The sequence below is a fragment of the Phocaeicola sp. RTP21198st1_B8_RTP21198_201120 genome (assembly GCF_040929485.1).
GTDB classification, from domain to species: Bacteria; Bacteroidota; Bacteroidia; order Bacteroidales; family Bacteroidaceae; genus Phocaeicola; species Phocaeicola dorei.
Genome location: NZ_JBCOCI010000293.1, coordinates 1 through 1,592, shown reverse-complemented (window position 1 = coordinate 1,592; position 1,592 = coordinate 1). Strand labels below are relative to the sequence as shown.

Sequence of the window (1,592 nt, the reverse complement as noted above, 5' to 3'; positions counted from 1 at the left end):
AAGTAAAAAGCCAGTCGATAGCCAACGGAACGATTGTTAAGAAGGGACAGACAGTGACGCTTACGCTTAATTAAAAATTAAAGATTAAAAATTGAATAGAGTGATGTTATTAAATGAGTTACTGAAAGCAATCCAACCGGTAGAGGTAGCCGGAGATTCAAACATAGAAATCACCGGTGTCAACATAGACTCCCGTCTAGTGGAAGCCGGACAGCTATTCATGGCAATGCGTGGCACACAAGCCGACGGCCATGCTTATATACCTGCTGCCATCGCAAAAGGAGCAATCGCCATCCTTTGCGAGGATATGCCGGAAGAACCTGTAGCGGGGATCACCTATGTACGAGTAAAAGACAGCGAAGATGCGGTAGGAAAGATTGCCACTACCTTCTACGGAGACCCGACTTCCAAGTTGGAACTGGTCGGCGTTACCGGAACGAACGGAAAAACAACGATCGCTACCTTATTATATAATACATTCCGTTATTTCGGCTATAAGGTGGGATTGATTTCTACCGTTTGCAATTACATCGATGATGAACCGATTCCGACAGAACATACTACTCCTGATCCAATCACGTTGAACTGTTTGTTGGGACGGATGGCAGATGAAGGATGCAAATATGTGTTCATGGAAGTCAGCTCCCACTCGATTGCACAGAAACGTATCAGTGGACTAAAGTTTGCAGGAGGGATCTTTACAAATCTGACCCGCGACCATCTCGACTATCATAAAACAGTAGAGAACTATCTGAAAGCGAAGAAGAAATTCTTTGACGATCTGCCGAAAAATGCATTCAGCCTGACCAATCTGGACGATAAAAACGGACTGGTAATGACGCAGAACACACGTTCGAAGGTCTATACTTATTCATTGAGAAGTCTTAGCGACTTTAAAGGACGGGTATTAGAGTCTCATTTCGAAGGGATGCTGCTCGACTTCAACAATCATGAACTGGCAGTTCAGTTTATCGGAAAGTTCAATGCTTCCAATTTATTGGCGGTATTCGGGGCGGCAGTTCTGTTAGGCAAGAAAGAAGAAGAGGTGCTTGTAGCTCTTAGCACACTTCATCCGGTAGCCGGACGCTTCGATGCGGTCCGCTCACCGCAGGGAATTACGGCGATTGTTGATTATGCACATACCCCGGATGCTCTCATTAATGTACTGAACGCTATTCATGGAGTGCTTGAAGGAAAAGGAAAAGTGATTACCGTGGTAGGCGCCGGCGGTAACCGCGACAAGGGCAAACGCCCCATCATGGCAAAGGAAGCTGCCAAAGCGAGTGACCGCGTCATCATCACTTCCGACAATCCGCGCTTTGAAGAGCCGCAAGACATCATCAATGACATGCTTGCCGGACTGGATGCGGAAGATATGAAGAAAACACTAAGTATTGCCGACCGTAAAGAAGCGATTCGCACGGCTTGCATGCTGGCGGAGAAAGGAGATGTAATTCTCGTTGCCGGAAAAGGACATGAGAATTACCAGGAGATAAAAGGAGTGAAACATCATTTTGATGACAAAGAAGTACTTAAAGAAATTTTTAAATAATGAATAGACTGTGCTAATATGCCGACCGGCTTCGTTATCT

General features: G+C 45.5%; 2 protein-coding genes. Both read left to right on the top strand.

The features are described from left to right. On the top strand, window positions 1-74 hold a 74-nt coding region (locus AB5935_RS25570; RefSeq protein ID WP_368327824.1), incomplete at its 5' end, for a PASTA domain-containing protein. A 29-nt stretch (window positions 75-103) separates the two neighbouring features. Further along, window positions 104-1,552, top strand: a complete 1,449-nt coding sequence (locus AB5935_RS25565; RefSeq protein WP_004298206.1) for a UDP-N-acetylmuramoyl-L-alanyl-D-glutamate--2,6-diaminopimelate ligase — start codon at window positions 104-106, stop codon at window positions 1,550-1,552. Window positions 1,553-1,592 lie beyond the last annotated feature (40 nt).

What these genes read in the sequence shown, in the direction of transcription:
- AB5935_RS25565 (WP_004298206.1), top strand. Translation starts at nt 104, where the DNA reads ATGTTATTAAATGAGTTACTGAAAGCAATCCAACCGGTAGAGGTAGCC.